General features: G+C 45.1%; 21 protein-coding genes. 17 read left to right on the top strand and 4 right to left on the bottom strand.

What is annotated here, in order from left to right; genetic code table 11:
• Positions 1–99: 99 nt before the first annotated feature.
• The 4 genes from A3IK_RS0107700 (at position 100) to A3IK_RS0107685 (ending at position 3,014) form a co-directional block, all read left to right on the top strand.
• Complete coding sequence (locus tag A3IK_RS0107700; protein WP_020559400.1) at positions 100–900, top strand: transporter substrate-binding domain-containing protein; 801 nt, start codon at positions 100–102, stop codon at positions 898–900.
• 77 nt (positions 901–977) lie between these two features.
• Positions 978–1,652, top strand: coding sequence for an amino acid ABC transporter permease (locus tag A3IK_RS0107695; protein WP_020559399.1), 675 nt, complete (start codon positions 978–980; stop codon positions 1,650–1,652).
• Positions 1,649–2,308: an amino acid ABC transporter permease gene (locus A3IK_RS0107690; protein ID WP_020559398.1), complete on the top strand. Its 660-nt coding sequence runs from the start codon at positions 1,649–1,651 to the stop codon at positions 2,306–2,308. Before A3IK_RS0107695 ends, A3IK_RS0107690 begins: the two co-directional genes overlap by 4 nt.
• A complete protein-coding gene (locus A3IK_RS0107685; RefSeq protein WP_020559397.1) occupies positions 2,286–3,014 on the top strand; it encodes an amino acid ABC transporter ATP-binding protein in 729 nt (242 codons plus the stop codon). The genes A3IK_RS0107690 and A3IK_RS0107685 overlap by 23 nt, the downstream gene beginning before the upstream one ends.
• A 179-nt stretch (positions 3,015–3,193) precedes the next feature.
• Here A3IK_RS0107685 and mdh read toward each other — a convergent pair whose 3' ends face one another.
• Complete coding sequence (mdh, locus tag A3IK_RS0107680; RefSeq protein ID WP_020559396.1) at positions 3,194–4,129, bottom strand: malate dehydrogenase; 936 nt, start codon at positions 4,127–4,129, stop codon at positions 3,194–3,196.
• 154 nt (positions 4,130–4,283) lie between these two features.
• Between mdh and A3IK_RS0107675 the strand changes: the two genes are divergently transcribed.
• The 3 genes from A3IK_RS0107675 to A3IK_RS0107665 all read left to right on the top strand — a co-directional run bounded on the left by A3IK_RS0107675 (position 4,284) and on the right by A3IK_RS0107665 (position 6,184).
• A complete protein-coding gene (locus tag A3IK_RS0107675) occupies positions 4,284–4,820 on the top strand; it encodes a GNAT family N-acetyltransferase (RefSeq protein WP_020559395.1) in 537 nt (178 codons plus the stop codon).
• Positions 4,821–4,910: 90 nt separating this feature from the next.
• The gene (locus A3IK_RS0107670) at positions 4,911–5,237 is read left to right on the top strand and encodes a heavy metal-binding domain-containing protein (protein ID WP_020559394.1); all 327 of its coding nucleotides are present in this window, start codon (positions 4,911–4,913) and stop codon (positions 5,235–5,237) included.
• Between the two features lie 197 nt (positions 5,238–5,434).
• Entirely contained in the window at positions 5,435–6,184 is a 750-nt protein-coding gene (locus A3IK_RS0107665; RefSeq protein ID WP_020559393.1) for a hypothetical protein, read from the top strand.
• A 37-nt stretch (positions 6,185–6,221) separates the two neighbouring features.
• On the opposite strand, the gene A3IK_RS0107660 is transcribed toward A3IK_RS0107665, so the two are convergent.
• Complete coding sequence (locus A3IK_RS0107660; protein ID WP_020559392.1) at positions 6,222–6,632, bottom strand: GFA family protein; 411 nt, start codon at positions 6,630–6,632, stop codon at positions 6,222–6,224.
• A gap of 22 nt (positions 6,633–6,654) precedes the next feature.
• Positions 6,655–7,011, bottom strand: a complete 357-nt coding sequence (locus tag A3IK_RS0107655; RefSeq protein ID WP_020559391.1) for a DUF1304 domain-containing protein — start codon at positions 7,009–7,011, stop codon at positions 6,655–6,657.
• Between the two features lie 152 nt (positions 7,012–7,163).
• Between A3IK_RS0107655 and A3IK_RS0107650 the strand changes: the two genes are divergently transcribed.
• Positions 7,164–8,042, top strand: a complete 879-nt coding sequence (locus A3IK_RS0107650) for an AEC family transporter (RefSeq protein WP_020559390.1) — start codon at positions 7,164–7,166, stop codon at positions 8,040–8,042.
• Between the two features lie 3 nt (positions 8,043–8,045).
• Here the strand turns inward: A3IK_RS0107650 and A3IK_RS0107645 are convergent, their stop codons facing one another.
• Positions 8,046–8,429 carry a ribosomal maturation YjgA family protein gene (locus tag A3IK_RS0107645; protein ID WP_020559389.1) on the bottom strand — a complete coding sequence of 128 codons (384 nt, stop codon included), beginning with the start codon at positions 8,427–8,429 and terminating at the stop codon, positions 8,046–8,048.
• Between the two features lie 233 nt (positions 8,430–8,662).
• Between A3IK_RS0107645 and corA the strand changes: the two genes are divergently transcribed.
• The 9 genes from corA to A3IK_RS0107600 form a co-directional block, all read left to right on the top strand.
• Positions 8,663–9,616, top strand: coding sequence for a magnesium/cobalt transporter CorA (corA, locus tag A3IK_RS0107640; RefSeq protein ID WP_020559388.1), 954 nt, complete (start codon positions 8,663–8,665; stop codon positions 9,614–9,616).
• A 17-nt stretch (positions 9,617–9,633) separates the two neighbouring features.
• Positions 9,634–10,293, top strand: coding sequence for a response regulator (locus A3IK_RS0107635; RefSeq protein ID WP_020559387.1), 660 nt, complete (start codon positions 9,634–9,636; stop codon positions 10,291–10,293).
• On the top strand, positions 10,290–11,612 hold the full coding sequence (locus A3IK_RS0107630) for a sensor histidine kinase (RefSeq protein ID WP_020559386.1): 1,323 nt from the start codon (positions 10,290–10,292) through the stop codon (positions 11,610–11,612). The genes A3IK_RS0107635 and A3IK_RS0107630 overlap by 4 nt, the downstream gene beginning before the upstream one ends.
• 122 nt (positions 11,613–11,734) lie before the next feature.
• Entirely contained in the window at positions 11,735–12,001 is a 267-nt protein-coding gene (locus A3IK_RS0107625; protein WP_020559385.1) for a hypothetical protein, read from the top strand.
• Between the two features lie 225 nt (positions 12,002–12,226).
• The gene (moaB, locus tag A3IK_RS0107620) at positions 12,227–12,757 is read left to right on the top strand and encodes a molybdenum cofactor biosynthesis protein B (protein ID WP_020559384.1); all 531 of its coding nucleotides are present in this window, start codon (positions 12,227–12,229) and stop codon (positions 12,755–12,757) included.
• An 89-nt stretch (positions 12,758–12,846) separates the two neighbouring features.
• On the top strand, positions 12,847–13,491 hold the full coding sequence (locus tag A3IK_RS18855; RefSeq protein ID WP_020559383.1) for a type IV toxin-antitoxin system AbiEi family antitoxin domain-containing protein: 645 nt from the start codon (positions 12,847–12,849) through the stop codon (positions 13,489–13,491).
• A complete protein-coding gene (locus tag A3IK_RS0107610; RefSeq protein ID WP_020559382.1) occupies positions 13,482–14,312 on the top strand; it encodes a nucleotidyl transferase AbiEii/AbiGii toxin family protein in 831 nt (276 codons plus the stop codon). Before A3IK_RS18855 ends, A3IK_RS0107610 begins: the two co-directional genes overlap by 10 nt.
• A 100-nt stretch (positions 14,313–14,412) precedes the next feature.
• Positions 14,413–14,820 carry a DUF1398 domain-containing protein gene (locus A3IK_RS0107605; RefSeq protein WP_020559381.1) on the top strand — a complete coding sequence of 136 codons (408 nt, stop codon included), beginning with the start codon at positions 14,413–14,415 and terminating at the stop codon, positions 14,818–14,820.
• A gap of 16 nt (positions 14,821–14,836) precedes the next feature.
• On the top strand, positions 14,837–15,678 hold an 842-nt coding region (locus A3IK_RS0107600), incomplete at its 3' end, for an ATP-binding protein (RefSeq protein WP_020559380.1).

The raw sequence follows: 15,678 nt of genomic DNA, 5'->3' as shown, positions 1-15,678 counted from the left end.
AGGCAAAGGCTCTATATACGGCAAAAATCTATTGGTTGGCATTTTTCTTGCTTGCATTAAGCATAAATACATTTATTGCCTACCCTAGGATTAATCCGTATGAGTTTTTTCAAAAAATTACCCCTTATTCTCGCTAGTACACTATTGCTGACTGTGGGCGCGGCCTCCATCGTAGCGGCAGATAAGCTGGATGATATCGAAAAGTTCGGCACACTTAAGGTAGCAGTGCCACAAGATTTCCCACCGTTTGGCTCAGTCGGAGCGGACTTGCAGCCACAAGGTTATGATATTGATATGGCGGGCTATTTAGCTGAGAAGCTCAAGGTAAAGCTGGAATTGGTGCCTGTGACTAGTGCTAACCGTATCCCTTATCTACAAACCGGAAAAGTAGATTTGGTCATTTCTAGTCTGGGTAAAAATCCAGAGCGGGAAAAGGCTATTGATTTTACCAAACCCTATGCCCCGTTCTTTCTTGGCGTATTCGGGCTGAAGGATATCAAGGTTGGTACGGCTGCGGAGCTAGCGGATAAAACCATTGGCGTCACTCGTGGTGCGGTGGAAGACATTGAACTCAGTAAACTGGCTCCTGCAAGTACCACTATCAAACGCTTCGAGGACAATAATACGACGCTTTCTGCTTTTCTATCGGGTCAGGTTGATTTGATTGCTACGGGTAATCAGATTGTGGCGGCTATTGCCGAGCGTAACCCTGAGCGTATGCCGGAAACCAAATTTTTGCTGAAAAACTCTCCCTGTTATATCGGTGTATTGAAGGGTGAAGCCCGCCTGACCGATAAGGTGAATGAGTTGATTAAGGAAGCTCAGACCGAGGGTAAATTAGAGTCATTATCTCAACAATGGCTGAAAGCTTCTTATCCGGCTGATCTGGTCTCTATGTGAAATGACTGGTTCAACTAGGTCAGAGCAGGATTTTATGCTCTGACTGACCCCGACTGATCCCTATCTGGCTACAGAAAATGAGTTATGAACTGAATTTTAGTGCTTTGTTGGAGTATCAGGATATTCTAGTAGCAGGGCTGTGGATGACGGTTAAACTCACGGTCATCACAACTCTCCTCGGTATTCTGCTAGGTATTCTTGGTGCTGCTGCTCGCAGGCATCGCAATCCACTGTTGCAGTATGGTGCTAAAGCCTATGTCGAGCTGATTCGCAATACGCCCTTTATTGTGCAGCTTTTTTTCATCTTTTTTGGTTTGCCTGCTATTGGCATTAAGCTGAATGAGATTGAGGCGGGTATGCTGGCGCTAACCATTAATCTAGGAGCCTACCTCACTGAAATCATTCGTGCCGGCATCGATGGTACACCTAAAGGGCAGGTTGAAGCGGCTCGTACCCTAGGGCTATCAAATCGCCAAATTTTCACCCGTATTATTCTGCCTCCCGCCTTTCAACGGGTGTATAGCTCGATTGTGAGTCAGTGCATTATTGTAATGTTGGGTTCTGCGGTGTTGTCGCAAATCTCAGTGCAGGAGTTAACTTTTGCGGCTAATTTCATTCAGTCACGTAACTTTCTCAGCATTGAATCCTATCTAGTGGCTGCGTTGCTCTACCTCATGTTGGCGTTTTTGATGCGCTTCATTTTTAACCGTATGGGCGCTTGGGCTTTTTCCCGTAAGGAGAAGCATGTATGAATACATTTTCCGATTGGGATATCTTGCGTAATCTATTGCTAGCCACCCGCTGGACTATTTTGTTATCCCTGATTGCCTTTAGCGGAGGGGCTATTGTGGGTCTACTGCTAACCTTTATGCGTATCAGCCGCCGTCCGGTATGGGTCTGGTTTACCAAAATCTATATTGAACTGTTTCAGGGTACGCCCTTACTGATGCAATTATTTATTGCCTTTTTTGGTCTTGCGTTGTTGGGTATTGATGTGTCGGCTTGGACAGCGGCGGCATTAGCTCTCACCCTGTTTGCCAGTTCATTTTTAAGCGATATCTGGCGCGGTTGTATTGAGTCACTGCCTAAGGGACAGTGGGAGGCTTCTCGTTGTCTTGGGCTAAATTATTTTCAGACCATGCGCTACATCATCCTACCGCAGGCATTACGGACTGCTATTCCTCCCACCGTTGGCTTTTCGGTTCAGATTGTTAAGGGGACGGCTTTGGCATCTATTATCGGATTTGTTGAGCTGACCAAGGCAGGTACTATGCTGAATAATGCCACCTTCGAGCCGTTCAAAGTATTCGCTATGGTCGCTATGATCTATTTCCTGCTGTGTTATCCACTCTCGCGAGCCAGCCAGTATCTTGAGGAGAAATTAAATGTCACTCGTCAGCATCAATGATGTACATAAGTATTTTGGAAAGCTGCATGTTCTGAAGGGTATCGACCTAGACATTAATGCCGGCGAAGTGATCTCCATTATCGGTCGCAGTGGTTCGGGTAAAAGTACTTTGCTACGTTGTATGAATGGTTTGGAAAGCTATGAGCAGGGAACCATCATGCTGGATGGCTTGCGGGTGAGCAATGATGAGGCGCAGGTACGCAAACTGAGCCAAAGTGTTGGTATGGTGTTCCAAAGTTTTAATCTGTTCCCGCACCTGACGGTGGGTGAAAACATTATGTTAGCACCGCAGTTGAGCCGCAAGATAGAGAAAGCCGAGGCCAAAGCTTTAGCCATAGAAATGCTGGGGAAAGTGGGGCTGCTGGATAAATTCGGTCAGTATCCAGAGAAACTCTCAGGCGGACAGCAGCAGCGGGTGGCGATTGCTCGCTCTTTGGCTATGAAACCGAAAGTGCTGTTGTGTGATGAAATTACCTCTGCATTAGACCCTGAGCTGGTGGGTGAGGTATTAAAAGTGCTGGAGCAGCTCGCCGCAGAAGGTATGACCCTGATTCTGGTTACGCATGAAATGGGGTTTGCCCGTGATGTAGGAGATCGAATTGTGTTCATGCATCAAGGCAAAGTACATGAAACGGGCAATGCCAAAGAGGTGCTGGCTAATCCGCAAACCCCAGAACTGCAGCAGTTTATGGGGGCAGTACTATAGGGATAATCGTCCAATAGTATTGAAAAAAGGCAAAGCACAGAAAAATCCGCTGCCTGTGGTGGCGGATATGGCTCTGCCTGTGATAAGGGCAGTGAGCTGCTATGTATCTGAATTAAGCTGCACTGACTGGCTCAAAACTAAGTCGAAGTGATGAGTTCGGAGCTTAGATGGATACAGGTTTAACTCTGCCCCATTTGATCTAACACGTTCATGGTTTCTTTGACCGAAGCGGCTGATTTATGTACTAGCTCCATTTCGGCATCATTAAGCTGGAGTTGAATCACGCGTTCTACCCCATTGCGTCCTAGTATAACGGGCACACCGAAATAGATATTGCTCAGGCCATATTCGCCTTCAAGCCATGCACTGGTGGGTACGATTTTGCGTGAACCACGTAGGATGGTTTCTACCATGTAGGCCGCTGCAGCCCCTGGGGCATACCAAGCGGAAGTACCCATTAGATTAACGATCTCGGCTCCACCATGAATAGTGCGTTGCACAATCGCTTCAATACGTTCAGCACTCATAAGTTCAGTCAAAGGAATACCGCTGATAGTAGTATAACGGGGTAGTGGCACCATGCTGTCGCCATGTCCACCCATTAGTGTGGCGGAAATTTCCTTAGGAGAAACATTCATTTCCATAGCAATGAAAGACTTAAAACGAGCAGTATCAAGCACCCCAGCCATACCAAATACTTGATTGGAAGGTTTATGAGCCGCTAGATAGGCCGCGTAAGTCATAACATCTAGTGGATTCGACACCACAATAATCTTGGCATCAGGCGAATAACGGATGATTTCACGCGTGACTTCTTGCACGATAACCGCATTCGTGGTGATGAGATCATCGCGGCTCATGCCGGGCTTGCGTGGCAGACCGGAGGTAATGACCACCACTTCTGAACCACGGGTTTTTTCATAGTCACCCGTGTAACCGTTGATACGGGTGTCATATAGCTGGACGGCAGAGGTCTGCCACATATCCAGCGCTTTGCCTTCCGCCACGCCCGGTTTAATATCGATCATAACGAGGTCTGAAGCGACTTCACGATTAGCCAGCGCTCTGGCACAGGTAGCACCGACATTACCGGCGCCGACAATAGTTACTTTCATTTGCTTTGGGATGCTCTGGTGGTGAAATATCGAATTCTAACCTGAATATCTGATCCAAGTAAAAAATGAGGCTATCTTCTAGTAGACATCATGAAGGTGATTCAATAAGTTACCTATCCTATTCAAGACAGCCTTAAAGCAAGAGGAGTACCTGATGATGTTTAGGCTCACGGTGGATGATGAAATCAGTCTGTATCTTATCAGTGAAACATTCGTAGCTCGGTATGTGGAGCTGGTTGCTGCCGATGAGTCATACTTGGCTCAATGGATGGAATGGCCTCGGCATTGTAAGACGGAAGAGGAATTTAAGCAGTTTGTGAAGAGTTCTTTGCATCACTATGCGGAGGGTCAGAGCATGACGTGTGCTATTGCCTATTATGATGAAGTTGTGGGCAATGTAGGTTTCAATACTATCAATCATACTTTGAAAGTTGCTGAAATAGGTTACTGGCTGGGGCAACAATACCAAGGCAAAGGGATAGTGACACGAGCCTGTCGCTATCTCATTGATTATGCGTTTAAGGTGCTGGAGCTAGAAAAAGTACAGATTTCAGCCGCAGAAGATAATCTACCGAGTCGAGCAGTCTGTGAGCGTCTTGGTATGCAGCTGGAAGGTATCATCACTAACCGTGAAAAGGTCGGTAATAGAATTCTCAATCATGCTATTTACGGTATTCATAAAAACAAATAGCCCGCGCCACTATAAAATTTTACGAGCTAACGCTTAATCATTGCCATAATTCTTATACCAAGAGATTTTTACTCAAACAGGAGATATACCATGCTTATGACCACTACCTCTGTGATCGAGGGTAAACGTATTAGCAAGTATTGCGGCATTGTCGCAGGTGAAACCATTCTGGGAGCCAATTTATTTAAGGATCTATTCGCGGGGATTCGAGATATTGTCGGCGGACGCTCCGCTACCTATGAGCGGGAGCTGCAAAAGGCGCGTGATATTGCCATGGAAGAGCTGCAACAGCGTGCTAAGGACATGGGAGCCAATGCCATTATTGGGATTGATATTGACTATGAAGTATTGGGGCAGGGGAATGGCATGCTCATGGTAGCAGCGAGTGGTACAGCCGTGGTGGTAGAGCCGATTTAGGGGGTAAATAGCCTGAAATTTTCCGACTAATCGGGTAAAAAAGGGATTAATCAGTATTGCTTTCCGACGAATGGATTACTGGTGGGGATAGGAGGCGGGTTGTAACGCCTCTAGGTCTGCTTATTTAGACTACACTGACAGAGTCAGACCTGAATAGAGGCTGAATTTACATCCCAATATAAAAAGGAATTTTGATTATGGATATCAATGGAGCCAGTAGATCCAATCGGATGGATCAGGCTACCTCTACCCGAAATCCCCTCACTACCGCACCCCCTTCTAGTATAGATAGCAGTGCCTTTGATAGGGCTATGAATATCGCAGAGGAGATTAATGGCATAGGTGATGATCAGAGTAGTGCTAGCACTAAACTAACCGATGTAATACCTGTAGATGCGTGGCAACAACTGATTCAGTTAATGCAGCAGCTTTTGCAGATAGTACCCTGGGGTAATATGGGGGGTGGTGGAAACACCCGTGGGGGTAGTACTACAGGGCCAAATGGGAGCGTTATTCCAATAAGAGGCTCAGGCGTAGGGGGAAGTGCCGGTCAGAATGAGCTAATCCCCCGGCCAACCGAATATATTAAGTTACTGAGTTTGGGTGATAAACCTGTCACAGTGGGAGGGGATGGTACGAGTTCGGCTGAAGAGGTCGCCGCCACCGCTAATCAAATTCAATACCTGTACGATAATAGCCCAACCTTTAAAAGCATGATCGACAACTCATCCGATCCCGCGTTTGAGGTCTCAGTAGGACGACGCCCAGACAATACTAGCTGGGGCAATACCGATGGACGGGTATTCATGAATATTAATAATGTGAATCCCGGTAATAGTGACAACTTCCAGTCCCTCATGGGACATGAGTTTGCTCATGCGTCCATTGATGTATTGCATGGTAGTCGTATGGAACAACTTCAGAGCGCTGTAGCACAGGAAGCCTAATTCTAAAGGGACAGACTTCGAGGGCTAGCGCTATACATTAGGGCGATTGAGGATAGTGAGGGATATCCTGATTCAAGCAAGTCCACGGTTGAGCACTAGCCGTCCAAATATCCAGCATCGGTTGAAACTCCACCGTATTATCCAAAGTAGTAAAGCGTACCGAGATGAACTGAGGATTGTTCTCTCCGCGTGTAAAGAGTGGTGTTCCGCATTCCGCGCAAAAACTACGGGTCACGGTACTTCCATTATCGGTACGGACTGAGAAGGTCTTAGGTGTGCCGGTAATGTGAAGGTCTGATTCCGTGACAATAAAACCAGAGGCAAAGGGCGCTCCACTAGAGCGCTGGCAATCAAGGCAGTGACAATTGAGCATCGCAATAGGGGCTTGTGAGCACTCGTAACGAATTGCTCCACAGACACAACCACCTGTAACAGGGAGAGTAGTCATAAATTTCCTTAGATGAAAGTACTTAGGCCAGTAGCGCTAAAACGAGGGCAATCATGCCCGGAAGTGCTTGAACATATAGAATCTTGCGGCTGGCAGTGACAGCACCATAAATACCCGCGACTACCACGCAGACTAAACAAAATAGGATAAGCTCTTGTCCCGCAGCACCGCGTAGTATGCCCCATATCAGCCCCGCCGCTAGAAAGCCATTATAAAGTCCCTGATTAGCAGCAAGCACTTTGGAGGCGCTGGCAAATTCTGCACTAGTTCCAAAAGCCTGACGACCTTTCGGGGTATCCCATAGAAACATTTCTAAAACCAAGATATACACATGAATAGCAGCAACAAAGAGAACAGCAAGGATGGCAAGAATCTGCATAGTTGAACTTCGCTTAGTGGTGTTTAAGGTTAAAATAACTTATGGCTTGTTAGACATAAGAATCTAGTTTGACGAAATCGTGTTACAGCATTATAAGGAGAACGCTGTTGGGATGAAATCATTAAACAAGGCCAGAAGGATTTTGGGTCAATATGTCACTCTATCTGTTTGCACCGCTTATCTACCTATTGATTGGCTTCGGTTTAGGCCGTACCCGCTTTGAAATTAAGGGCAGAGCCTCTGCCTTATTGACTAAGTGGGTCATTCCCTTGGTGCTTATTTATAATATCGCCACTCACCAGCCCGGTGTGTTTGTGATCATGTTGGGTATGGTGGTCATGGTGGCGATCATGCTGTTGTTAAGCAGGGCTTTTACGCCTGATCCGGTGCAAAATCTGTGTTTTTGCTACTTGAATATTGGCTGGTTGGGGCTGCCAGTGGCTAGTACTTTGTTTGGTGATGGGGCAGCAATGGTGATTATTGCAGCCTATGTTGGGAGTTCGCTATGGGGTAATTCAGTCGGGGTGGGGCTGATGGCACAGGGTCAAAATCTGAAATCCCGCCTACTTCAGACCTTGAAAGCACCTCCCGTTTGGGCTTTGATCGTGGGACTTGCTTGTATTCCGTTTGCCACACAGATTGAGCACTATGCTCGTCCTGTCTATGAGGTGCTAAAGTTCCTGATGGTTTTTCTCGGTATGGCGATTCTAGGTATTTGGCTATCAGAGACTCCCTTGAAAATAGCCGACTTTAAATTGGCCTTGCAGCCATTTTTTGCACGTTTGGTGACGGTATCGGTATTGGTCAGTATTTTTATTGCAATCTGCCAATACTATGATATTGCGCTGGTTATTGAAAACAAACCCACACTATATATGATTGCACTATTGCCACCTGCTGCCAATATTGTGGTGCTGGAAACGCATTATATGAAAACAGGGCGCTCTGCTAGCATGATTGCCAGTGGTACTTTCCTTAGCATTATAGCGATTGCCCTGTATGTGGGAGTGGTTTTGTGGCTACGTTTGTGAGTTTTAGCTCCCAGTTCTTTGGGTCTTTTGTCGGCAAACAGAATCTATCCCATAAATGGTAATACACCCTGCGGCATACATCAGAATATCAACCCAACTGAAACTAGTGCCCAGAATAACACGCGCCCAACCGCTTAGCTGTAGGATATCCGCTAGCTGAAACCACTGCGCTAGCTCAATCACACAAGAGAACACAAAAACCCCTATTGCCAGTCGTCTAGGATTCACATCCCAGAAAGCCTGAATGGTGCAATACACCAATATGACGACCAGAAAGTCGCCGAAATAGGCGCGGATAAAATGGAAGTGATTGAGTCGAGTAGCAATGATAGCTTCAACGACAAACAGGACAATAGCGGCACCTAACATAGGCCAAGATAAACGCATAAGAATAACTCTTTGGTCGGATACGGGTAGGGCTGGATAGTAGCAAAAGTACCATACCTCAGACATGCTGAAATGAGTCAATCGCTGCTACGATTTTGGCGCTACCATAATACTGATCTGTTTCCTCAAGAGTCGGGTGGTTCTTGCTGGTCTGGAGCGCTTCCCGTATCTTCGGGTAGAAGGGACTATGATTACACGGGTCTTGATAACTTAATGATGAATGAGAGCCTAGTATGCTGCGACTATTTAAACTAGATGGTGGATTTATTCGAGAAATCAAAGTTGATAAAAGCCAATTAAACCATCAGCTCCAAGAGGCACAATGGATTGATATTTGTGAGGCAGAGGAAGATGAGTACTCGCTATTAGAGAAGATGCTCCATACCGATCTGCCCGAATTTGATGATGTAGAAGAGATCGAGTCCTCTGCTCGCTGCTTTGTGGATCAGGCTGGCATTCATGTGCATTCCTTATTTATGTATCAAGAAGAAAACCGCTATAGCACGGTATCGGTCGCCTTTATTTTGCAAAGCGAGCGCTTGATCACGATTCGGGATGAAAAGTTAGCCGATTTTAGATTATTCCGTTTACGAGCCAGACGCGGGCAAGTGAAATGTGAGCATGTCGCTGATTTATTAGTAACTTTATTAGAGCAAAAAGTCGAAAATCACGCGGACTATTTAGAGGATATTCATCATAAGCTCGAAGATGTTGGGCATTCTGTTCTGGAGGAGGAAGAGTCTGAACTCGAAGAGGCTATTAGTGATCTGGCGAAGCTAGAAGATCGTAATGGTAAAATTCGCTTATGTCTAATGGATACTCAGCGCGGGATTTCTTTCCTATTGCGCCATTTACGCAGTTATCAAGATTCACATGAGACGCTACGCGAAGTTATGCGCGATATTGAGGGCTTAATGTCACATACGGCGTTTTTATTCGACAAAATTAACTTCCTAATGAGTTCCACCCAAGGCTTTATCAATATTAAACAAAATCAGATTATTAAGATTTTCTCGATTGCGGCAGTGGTGTTCTTACCGCCCACCTTGGTGGCGAGTATCTATGGGATGAACTTTAAACATATGCCGGAGTTGGAGTGGTTATTAGGTTACCCTTGGGCATTGGGATTAATGGTTTTGGCAGGGGTTGCGCCTTATCTGTTCTTTAAACATAAGGGTTGGCTCTAAATTTAAAGGAGTAGAGGATGCGTTTATTGCTAGTCGAAGATGATCCCATGATCGGCGAAGGCTTAGAAGAGAGCTTACGCAATGAAAATTATGCGGTGGATTGGGTCAGAGATGGGCATAGTGCGGAGCTGGCTTTATTACAAGACTATGATCTGGTGGTATTAGATTTGGGCTTGCCGAAAAAAAAGGGTGAGCAGGTATTACTGGATTATCGCAAACGTCAGGGACAAGCAGCGGTGTTGATTCTAACCGCTCGCGACTTAGTCACGGATCGCGTGAAAGTATTAGATAGTGGTGCGGATGACTATATGGTTAAACCTTTTGATTTAGATGAGTTACTAGCTCGTATTCGTGCCTTATTGCGGCGTAAATCGGGGCGCACTCAGGCTGAACTGTCTGCGCGGGGTTTAGTATTAAATCCTGCTACGCATGAGGCTTATTTTCACGGGGAGCTATTACACCTATCCGCGCGTGAGTTTGGGGTATTACAAGTTTTGTTGGAAGTGCAGGGACAAGTGGTTTCTAAGACAAAATTAGAAGATAAGATTTATGGCTGGAATGAGGAAGTGGAGAGTAATACGGTAGAGGTTTATATTCATCTATTACGTAAAAAACTCGGCACTGATTTTATTAAAAATGTGCGGGGTGTGGGTTATAAAATTACGGCTGAGCGATGAGACGTAGTATTCAGTGGCAGCTTATTATTAGCCTCAGTTTAGGACTATTAAGTGCTGCAGGTTTGGCAGGCTGGGGGATTTATGCGGCTTCTCATCAAGAGGCGAATAAGTTATTTGATTATTATCTGCATCAAGCGGCTCTATTTACACCCTATCATTTGGATGAGGATGCAGAGTATTCAGATAAAGAATTATTAGGCGATGATATTTTTGTTGAGGTATGGAATCCAGAGGGAGAGTTAATTTACTCCTCGAATAGTGCTTTTAATATGCCGCGCTACACTAAATTAGGGTTTCAAAATGTCCAATTAGCGGGTGAGGAATGGCGTATCTATACCACTTCACGGCGCGGGCATTATGTGCAAGTCGCTCAACCCGAAACCAAGCGCGATTTACTCGCTAAAAATTTAGCGCTCCGATCCTTAACCCCTTTTATGCTGCTGATCCCTTTATTATTAATCCTAACAGGCTGGATTGTGAGGCGTAATTTTATGCCCTTAAAGCAAATGACGGCAGCCATTACCCAACGCAGTTCCACGGATTTAACCCCCATTTCTCTTCAAGACCAGCCTCAAGAATTAGCCCTTATTACCCAAGCGTTAAATGACCTCTTAGCCCGACTAGAGCACACGCTTAAAGCCCAACATACCTTTATTGCCGATGCCTCTCATGAACTACGCTCACCGCTCACTGCATTAAAATTACAAATCCAACTAGCCGAGCGGGCTAAAAACGAGCCACAACGCCTACAAGCGATTCAAAAGCTGCGCGAGCGTATTGAGCGTGCGATTTACTTGGTCGAGCAGCTCTTAACCTTGGCACGCCATGATATGCCAACGGTAGAGCTGGAGTGGATACAACTCAATGAGTTAGTAACCTATCTCACCGAGGACTATCAAACCATAGCGCAAAACCATGAGTTAGCGTTGAAGCTAGAACTGCCGGAGCAGACTTTGACGGTATTAGCGAATGAGTCATCTTTGGCTATTTTATTAAAGAATTTATTAGATAATGCCATTAAGTACACCCCAGCCGGTGGGAGCATACATGTTGGTCTAGGCGTGACGCCTGTGCATATGGAGTTATGGGTTGAGGATACGGGAATTGGTATTCCTGAAGAGGAGCAGGCGCATGTGTTTGAGCGCTTTTATCGTGCCTCTAACCATCAAGAACAGGGCACGGGGCTAGGGTTAGCGATTGTACACAATATCGCTCAGCAGCTAGAGGCTAAGGTGCTGCTGATGACGCCCACGTCGGGCAAAGGCTTAATGGTCAAGGTTCAGTTTCCACATTTATTAGCACCTTTATCGTTTGATTAATTTTTTAATTCTTTTAAGTCGTTTTTAATTTTCGGCTTGCTAACCTAGCGTCAACGATTAGGGGTAAGCAAATAACTAGTCGCTTTAAGACAAATAATGAGTAAAGATTTAAGGAATTGATTATGCGTATGAAATATTCAGTATTAATTTTAGCATTAGCAGCTAGTTTAGGCATAGGAGCTGTTCAAGCTGCAACGGCTACTCCGGCTAAACCTACCGCAGTAGCCTCAGCGACTAAAGCTAAAGCCGCTACCGTAAAGAAAAGTCATGCTAAGAAAACACATGCTATGAAGAAAAATACGGTTAAAACTCAAAAGCTAGTTAAAAAAGCAAAAGCAACCCCTAAAAAACCCGTACAACATAAAAAAGTAATGCCTAAAGTATCGTAAGTTTTTCGAGCCATTCACTGATCTATTGTTAGAGTTGATTTGTTTCTCCACTTATGGAAGCTTTTAGGCTTCAAGGACGAAGCCTTGGGTAATAGTTAGAGTAGTTACTATTACCCTCATCTTTAAAGTGCTTCATTCCTCGTTTAAGTCTGCCAACCGGACTATTGGCAGACTTCCTTTCTCCATGACATGATGTTAAGTTTATTGACAGCTTTGGAGTCTTTCATGTCACATACTCCCCCCAATGCCACGTTTAAATCCATTAATATTGCCGTATTAACGGTGTCCGATACCCGTACTGAAGACAATGATACGTCAGGCCACGTGCTGTGTGAGCGTATTAAAGCCGCAGGCCATCAGGTCGCCGCTAAGCACATTTCACCCGATAATATTTATGCGATTCGTGCCATTGTGTCGCAATGGATTGTGGACGCCGATATTCATGCCGTGATTACCACTGGAGGTACGGGTCTAACGGGACGTGATGTCACACCCGAAGCCATGAAAGTGTTATATGACAAAGAGATTGAGGGCTTCGGCGAACTGTTCCGCCAGATTTCTTATAACTTGATCAAGACTTCAAGCTTGCAGTCACGCGCGATTGCGGGATTGGCAAATGGTACGGTCTTGTTTAGTTTACCCGGCTCACCCGGCGCGTGTAAGGATGGCTGGGATCATATCATCGTGCATCAACTCGATAGCCGCCATAAGCCCTGCAATTTAGTCGAGTTAATGCCACGGTTTTTAGAGGTGTGAAGAAGTTTTAGTACTTTGAAACATCCGTTGATATTGCATAGTTAATTTGATTTAATCAACTTAATTATGAATTTTTAACGATTTTATCCATGCCTAATCCAGAGCAGCAAATCAAGGCGTTTGGTAATATTCCCATACTGCACCCCACTCTAATAGCGGTATTAAGAGATTACAAAACGCCTAATAACAAAATTTTCCGTTGGGTTGAAGAAGGTGTGTTGCTGCCTGTTAAGCGAGGGATGTATGTGGTATCGCCAACGCTTACAGGTAAGCCGGTCGAGCGTTTGCTGATTGCAAATCAGCTCTATGGGCCATCGTGTGTGTCGCTAGATTATGCCTTGTGGTATTACGGTTTGATTCCAGAGCAGGTGATGGAAGTGACCTCAGTCACGCCCCGACGTAGCCAAGTGCAGGAAACGGGTATGGGACGTTTTTCCTACCAGCATCTACCTGAAGGGTTGTTTCCACTAGGTTTGGAGTCGGTTGCAGTAACGGGCGGGGGATATGCTTTGCTAGCGTCTCCTGCTAAGGCTTTATGTGATCGTTTGGTACTGACCCGTCAATTACGTATCCATTCTATCCAAGCCATGCAGCGTTTTTTGCTAGATGATTTGCGTTTGGATGCAGATGAGGCAAACCTGATTGATCTAGAAGTTATCGCAGCCTATCAGCAGTCTGGTCATAAAGCTGAATTACTAGGGCATTTGTACGGAGCAATCAAACAATGGCAGTAAATTTGTTGGATCAAATGTTGAGCCGTTATCCATTGAGCAATGCTGAGTTGCAGGAACAAGCATTGCGCGAAGTGATGCAGGAAATCGCTCTAGCTGGTTTATACCGTGCAGGCTTTTTTGAAAAAGCAGCTTTTTATGGTGGTACTTGTTTGCGAATTTTTCATGGACTACCTCGCTTTTCCGAAGATCTGGATTTTTCCCTCTTACAAGCCGATGCTGATTTTTCCCTACAGCCGTATTTCAAGGCAATGGTTACTGAGTTCGAGGCCTTAGGGCTGCAAGTGGAAATCACCGCTAAGCAAAAAACCATGCATAGCCAGATTGAGTCGGCTTTTCTGAAAAACACGACTCAGATTTTCAGTCTGAATATTCAGGGCAGTCGCAAAATCAAAATTAAGTTTGAAGTGGATACCTTGCCACCCTTAGGGTTTGATACCGAGGAAAGGCTGTTGCTGCAACCCTTTTCATTTTATGTCAAGTGTTTTGCCCTACCAGATTTGTTTGCGGGCAAGCTGCATGCGCTACTATTTCGCCAATGGAAGAATCGGGTCAAGGGGCGTGATTGGTTTGATTTTGAGTGGTATGTGCGTCATGGTATTGCTCCTAACCTGACACATTTTGCTAGGCGAGCTGTTGAGAGTGGGGATATTCAACAGGAAATACTATCAAAAGCTGAGCTACAAACATTATTACGTCAGCGTATTGAAGAGGTCGATTTTGCGGCTGCTCGACAAGATGTGGTGAAGTTTATTTCTGATGCAAGCACACTGGATATTTGGTCGCAACGTTACTTTTTGCTATTGGTGGAAAAGCTGCCATGATCATGGCAATTGAGAGATTCATAACGTTGGAGTGTTGTCCGTTGTGATGTTTTCAGGTATTAGATGATAGTCTGGAAGGATGAAAATAGGGGAATTTTTAATGAGTAAAGCAATTGAGAATCTACAAGCTGCCATGCAACGCGCTATGGCCAATCGACCTAAGGTGGGTGGGTTTCCCCATCTGGCTGAAGCACTGCGTAGTGCTGGAGTGACGCGCAATCTCTGGTCGTTGCCTTCCTGTCAAAGTGTGTATGTGACTACACTAGGCTCAGTCGTGATGCAGGGGGAGGCACTCGTGAGTGGTATGGCAGAGGTGCCACGTTTTGACCGTGCTGCACTGATTACCGCCTTACGCACAGATCAGGCGGGGAATAGTACCTTTCCTGAATTCCTAATGGCTACGTGGAAAGCTGGTGTCGTGAGCTACGATGTGGATTTTGAGGCTAGAACCGTTACTTATTACGGTGTGGAGGATGAGAGCTATACTGAGTCTTATCCGGCTGTGTGAAATAGAGGATACATAAATGACGGCGCGTAAGAAACTTCCCATTGGTATTCAGACCTTTCGTGAAATTCGTGAGGATAATCATTACTATGTGGATAAAACTGCATTAGCGCTCTCTTTAATTCAGACAGGGAAACATTACTTTCTTTCCCGTCCGCGCCGCTTTGGTAAAAGCTTATTTCTAGATACCCTGAAAGAGTTATTTGAGGGTAATGAGTCGCTATTTCGTGGTTTAGCTGTTCATGATCAGTGGGATTGGTCTATAAAATATCCTGTTTTTCGTTTTAGTTTTGGTAGTGGCAATTTTGCAGAGGCAGATTATTTACCGAAAAGCCTTGCGGATCAATTGACTGTATTCGAGCAAAACTGGGGTATCACTAACTCCTTTGAGACACCATCAGGGCGACTTAATGCACTCATTCAACATGCTGAGCAGCAAACAGGTCAGTCGGTTATCATTTTGATTGATGAGTATGATAAGCCTATTTTAGATGCACTAGAAGATCGAGCAGTAGCTCAGGTGAATCGGGATTTTTTACGTGGATTTTATAGTACGATTAAAGATTACGATGCTAAAATCAAGTTTAGTTTCCTCACTGGTGTCAGTAAGTTCTCTAAAGTGAGTCTTTTTTCAGGCTTAAATAATCTCAAAGATATTACTCTTGATAAGCGCTACAGTACGCTATGTGGCTACACCGACTATGATATAGATACCGTATTTGCTGCTGAATTGATGGACTTAGATCGAGACAGTATTCGTTACTGGTATAATGGTTATAATTGGTTAGGGGAGGGGGCCTATAATCCTTTTGATGTCCTTAATCTATTTGATCGTCGTGAGTTTAAAAACTACTGGTTTGA

The sequence above is a fragment of the Thiofilum flexile DSM 14609 genome (assembly GCF_000380185.1).
Lineage (GTDB): Bacteria > Pseudomonadota > Gammaproteobacteria > Thiotrichales > Thiotrichaceae > Thiofilum > Thiofilum flexile.
This window is presented reverse-complemented; position numbering and strand designations above follow the sequence as displayed.

Bases quoted from the DNA above. Each gene is read 5' to 3' on its own strand.
- A3IK_RS0107700 (WP_020559400.1), top strand. From the start codon at position 100: ATGAGTTTTTTCAAAAAATTACCCCTTATTCTCGCTAGTACACTATTG.
- A3IK_RS0107695 (WP_020559399.1), top strand. From the start codon at position 978: ATGAGTTATGAACTGAATTTTAGTGCTTTGTTGGAGTATCAGGATATT.
- A3IK_RS0107690 (WP_020559398.1), top strand. From the start codon at position 1,649: ATGAATACATTTTCCGATTGGGATATCTTGCGTAATCTATTGCTAGCC.
- A3IK_RS0107685 (WP_020559397.1), top strand. From the start codon at position 2,286: ATGTCACTCGTCAGCATCAATGATGTACATAAGTATTTTGGAAAGCTG.
- mdh (WP_020559396.1), bottom strand. From the start codon at position 4,129: ATGAAAGTAACTATTGTCGGCGCCGGTAATGTCGGTGCTACCTGTGCC.
- A3IK_RS0107675 (WP_020559395.1), top strand. From the start codon at position 4,284: ATGATGTTTAGGCTCACGGTGGATGATGAAATCAGTCTGTATCTTATC.
- A3IK_RS0107670 (WP_020559394.1), top strand. From the start codon at position 4,911: ATGCTTATGACCACTACCTCTGTGATCGAGGGTAAACGTATTAGCAAG.
- A3IK_RS0107665 (WP_020559393.1), top strand. From the start codon at position 5,435: ATGGATATCAATGGAGCCAGTAGATCCAATCGGATGGATCAGGCTACC.
- A3IK_RS0107660 (WP_020559392.1), bottom strand. From the start codon at position 6,632: ATGACTACTCTCCCTGTTACAGGTGGTTGTGTCTGTGGAGCAATTCGT.
- A3IK_RS0107655 (WP_020559391.1), bottom strand. From the start codon at position 7,011: ATGCAGATTCTTGCCATCCTTGCTGTTCTCTTTGTTGCTGCTATTCAT.
- A3IK_RS0107650 (WP_020559390.1), top strand. From the start codon at position 7,164: ATGTCACTCTATCTGTTTGCACCGCTTATCTACCTATTGATTGGCTTC.
- A3IK_RS0107645 (WP_020559389.1), bottom strand. From the start codon at position 8,429: ATGCGTTTATCTTGGCCTATGTTAGGTGCCGCTATTGTCCTGTTTGTC.
- corA (WP_020559388.1), top strand. From the start codon at position 8,663: ATGCTGCGACTATTTAAACTAGATGGTGGATTTATTCGAGAAATCAAA.
- A3IK_RS0107635 (WP_020559387.1), top strand. From the start codon at position 9,634: ATGCGTTTATTGCTAGTCGAAGATGATCCCATGATCGGCGAAGGCTTA.
- A3IK_RS0107630 (WP_020559386.1), top strand. From the start codon at position 10,290: ATGAGACGTAGTATTCAGTGGCAGCTTATTATTAGCCTCAGTTTAGGA.
- A3IK_RS0107625 (WP_020559385.1), top strand. From the start codon at position 11,735: ATGCGTATGAAATATTCAGTATTAATTTTAGCATTAGCAGCTAGTTTA.
- moaB (WP_020559384.1), top strand. From the start codon at position 12,227: ATGTCACATACTCCCCCCAATGCCACGTTTAAATCCATTAATATTGCC.
- A3IK_RS18855 (WP_020559383.1), top strand. From the start codon at position 12,847: ATGCCTAATCCAGAGCAGCAAATCAAGGCGTTTGGTAATATTCCCATA.
- A3IK_RS0107610 (WP_020559382.1), top strand. From the start codon at position 13,482: ATGGCAGTAAATTTGTTGGATCAAATGTTGAGCCGTTATCCATTGAGC.
- A3IK_RS0107605 (WP_020559381.1), top strand. From the start codon at position 14,413: ATGAGTAAAGCAATTGAGAATCTACAAGCTGCCATGCAACGCGCTATG.